The following is a 3828-nucleotide window of genomic DNA, read 5'->3' on the forward strand; positions in this document are numbered from 1 at the left end:
CTCGTCCTTGCGACGGGGAGCTTCACTATTTCTCGCGAAGACTAGGAAGCGCCCCGCGCTTCCTTCGCATTGCTTCGCTCGCCTAAAGTTTCAGAAATTTTGCTACGCAAAATTTTAAAATTTATCGGTTTTACTTCGCGAAGGGGTACGGCTCGTCCTTAAAATAGAAGCTTCGAAATTTTAAAATTTTATCGCTTAGGCTGCGCGAGTGAGAGGACTTAATGGGCGCTAGCGGCGATAAAATTTTAACGTCCGCGGCGGGGATTTTACGGCGGCGGAATTTTAAAATTTCAAAGCGGGCGGCGGGGCCGGAATTTTAAAATTCTCTCTAAATTTTAAGCATAAAAATCAAAATTTATCGTTACAATTACGTAAAATTTTTAAGGAGCGAAAATGAAAAAAATAGTGCTTTTAAGCGCAGCTGCGGCGCTTGCCGTAAATTTAAGCGCGCAGGAAAATAGCCTTGAGATCTACGCGAACTCCGCCTTCTTGTACCAAAACTTCGGCGCGCAAAAATCAAACTTCAGCGTGAACGTGCCGGAGTACTTGGATATCCGCAGCATCGAGATCGCGGGCTCTTGCGAGGTGCGCGAATTATCTTTGGGAGAGATCGAGCCCGTGAAAAACGCGGAATTCGCCAAAAAAGAGGCGGACGAAAAGAGCCTGCGCGAGCTAAACGACCGCCTGGTCGCGCTTAAGGCGCAGCAGCGCTTTTTAAGTGACTTTGCGAGCTTAAAAGATAGAAGCTTGGCGAGTTTAAAAGCGGATTCGCAAAAAATTTACGACGAAGTCCTGCTTGTAGCGGGCGAAATTTCAAAGACGGACGAGCAAATCGGAAAGCTCAAAGAGAAAATTTCAAAATACGCGATCAAAAACGAGCGCCGCTTAAACGCGAACTTTGGCTGCGATCCGAGCTTTGTAAAAATAAGCTACCCCGTTGACGTGAGCGCCTACACGCACAACGAGCTCTCGGCAGATCTTGCAAGCGGCAAAATCGAGGTCGCGCAAAAACTCTCGGTGCAAAATCCGCTAAACGCGGAGCTAGCAAATTTAACGATCGCGCTGTATCCTTACGAATACTCCTCGCAAACCGCGCCGCAGCCGTTTTACCCGTGGTACGAGGGCGAGCCTGCAAGACCAGCGCCTGCGGCGGCTTATAAAAAGGATGTGATGCTAGAAGAGGCGACTATGGATAGGGTCGCGCCTGCGATGGAGGCGCGATCGTCGTATGCAAGGACGGGCGCGAATATCGAAAGCTCGCTCTCAAAGGTGTGGAAAATCAGCGGCGTAAGCCTCAAAGCGGGCGAGGCGGGCGAGTTTAGCTTCGACAAACAGAGTCTGGATGCTAAATTTGATCTGCTCATCGACGGCTACGGCAGCGAGGCGGCCTACGTGCGAGCTAAATTTAACCCCGAAAGAAACATAGAGGAGGGCGAAACGCTAATAAAGCTCGACGGCGTGCAGATCGGGCTCGTGCATCTAGGCTTTGCCGCAAACGCGGAGGCTACGGCATATCTGGGTAAAAACAGCCTGATCGAAGTCAAAAAAGAGCAGGCGAACAACTTCACGAAAAATTCCTTTTTCGGCGGCGAAAGCAAAAATTCCATGGCTTGGGACTACGAGATCAAAAACGGCTCCAAGCGCGCTTGGAACGTGGTTTTACAAGAGCGAGCGCCCGTTTCGACGCATGAGGACGTAAAGGTCGCGCTGAAAAACTCGCCCGAGCAGAGCAGCCTCGGCAAGGACGGACTACTTAGCTGGGACTTTGAGCTGAAGCCGGGCGAGAGCAAAAAGATCCACTTCGGCTATGAGTTAAGCAAACCGAAGAAATAACGAGCTTTGGCGCGGCGCGATTAAATTTTGCGCGGCGGAGTAGCTTTTGCGGTGCGGCTAAATTTTATGCGGCACCGCTTTATGAGACGGACCCCCTTTCGCCACGCCGCTGAATTTTACGCGTAGACCGACTTTTTACGGTGCGATTAAATTTTGCGGGCGTAAAACTAAGGCGCGGCTTTAGAATTTATCTAAAATTTCAGATGCCGCGCCGCTGAATTTTACGCGCCGTGCCTGGGAAAATTTAAGCGTCGCGAGAACCAAAAATTTAAATGTTGCGGCGATTTAAAATTGGCTAGCGTTAGATATGAAATTTAGCGATGCAAAGGGGTTTTGGCGCGGGTAGATAAACTTTTAGCATCGCTAAAAATTTATCTCAAATTTAAAAAGCTCAGGACGATGAACGCGAAGCAAAGGTATAAATTTAACGGGCGGCGAGGTATACGTTTGCTTCGCTGGCGTCATTTAAAGGATCGTTATGAAATTTCGCAAACTTAAATTTAAAATCCTAGCCGCAGTGCTACTTTTCTGCGCCCTATTTGTCCGCATCGTGCCCGATTACTCCACTTCGCAAGGCTCCTGCGTAGTTACTATTTTTAGCTATTACAAATATCAAAAGGGGTATTGTCTAAAAGAGAATAGAGCTTTAAGCAACGAAGAATTGCTTCAAAATGCCGCTATAAATTATTTTAAAAGATATCACGACTATGAGGTTCTGCGAAATACCATTATCGATGAGCATGATATAAAAAATTTCGGTCATAGTTTTTATACGGCGAGCGTCTCCAAGCTCTATCTAATCGGCGATTTTAATGAAGAAAACTGGTTTGATTTTTTAGTTGAAAATACCGACAGAAAGAGTTTTGATTATGAGATAAAAGACAAGACGCAAATAGATATCTCCGATCTATCAAAATATTTTGTATATAAGGATGAAATTTTGGGCTTTAGACAGCCTATTATCTTATCGGAAGAGAAAAATCCATTTCATAACGGAAAAATGTTTTTAGAAAAATCATTTTTAATAAAAGAGAATAAATTTTTTGTGAATTATGCTAGACCTGGTTATATAAGTTGGTATATCGAGCTTAACAATAAAGAAGATTTAACAAAAATCAAAAGCAAAGAAAATTTAATACGAATAAAAAACGGATATGAGAACTTAGAAAGCCTTAACGAAGTCTTGGCTTATACCCATATGAAAAATCTGCGACGTAAATTCTCATACGATAATTGCGGAAATATAAATTTTGATATCAAAGCTCCGGCGGAACAGGAACTGGATATGTGGATTCACGGCGGATAAAGTTAGTTGAAGCTTTATCTTAACGAATGTAACCGAAAAAGGATAAGAGATGAGCAAAAAAGAAACTGATCTAAGATTAGACTTAGAGGGTAATTACGGAGCCGATATATTGAGTTATTATTTGTGGGGAAAGAAAACTCCTCCTGGTCCGAAAGAATTAGCCTCTAACGAATGGATGGATAGAAAAGGACTGATATGAAATTTTATAAATCCTTTAAATTTAAAGCCCTAGCTGGTACGCTGCTTCTTATAATAATACTCTGCGCCGCATTTATCCGTATAATCCCCGATTACTCCACTTCACGAGGCTTCGCGATAGTTACTACTTCCGACTACAACAAATACAAGCAAGGATACTGCCTAAAAGAGGATAGAATTTTACCCAAAGAGGAGTTGTATAAAAGAGTAGCAGGAGCGTATTTAGATTATGATATAAAACTAGATTGGATGATTGACGATTACAAATTTAAAACCTACGGTAGTTTTTGGCATAGTAGATACGAGGTTGCATACTATGAACTAGAAAATATAAACTTATCGAATTGTTTTGAAGTATTAGAAAAATATTATCAAGAGGGAAAAACGACCGAGCAGATACTGATGAAAGAGTTAAAGGCTAAAAAAACCGATCCAAAGAAATATCTAAAAATAAATTTAAAAGATACGAGCGTTGGATTTGACAGACCGAT

The 3828-nt window shown here is 43.2% G+C and carries 3 protein-coding genes and 1 pseudogene; all 4 read left to right on the top strand.

Features of this window, described 5'->3' with window-relative positions; all coding sequences use genetic code 11:
- The first annotated feature begins 393 nt into the window (after positions 1-393).
- Positions 394-1833 (top strand): DUF4139 domain-containing protein, encoded by a 1440-nt coding sequence (locus Q0256_RS00100; protein ID WP_297958924.1) that lies wholly within the window; start codon positions 394-396, stop codon positions 1831-1833.
- Positions 1834-2311: 478 nt separating this feature from the next.
- The gene (locus Q0256_RS00105; protein WP_297958926.1) at positions 2312-3139 is read left to right on the top strand and encodes a hypothetical protein; all 828 of its coding nucleotides are present in this window, start codon (positions 2312-2314) and stop codon (positions 3137-3139) included.
- 49 nt (positions 3140-3188) lie between these two features.
- Positions 3189-3338 carry a hypothetical protein gene (locus Q0256_RS00110; protein WP_291940209.1) on the top strand — a complete coding sequence of 50 codons (150 nt, stop codon included), beginning with the start codon at positions 3189-3191 and terminating at the stop codon, positions 3336-3338.
- Positions 3335-3828, top strand: a pseudogene (locus Q0256_RS00115) (hypothetical protein); the annotation flags it as partial. The gene Q0256_RS00110 and the pseudogene Q0256_RS00115, both read left to right, overlap by 4 nt.

Source organism: uncultured Campylobacter sp., from assembly GCF_937949835.1.
Taxonomy (GTDB): Bacteria; Campylobacterota; Campylobacteria; order Campylobacterales; family Campylobacteraceae; genus Campylobacter_B.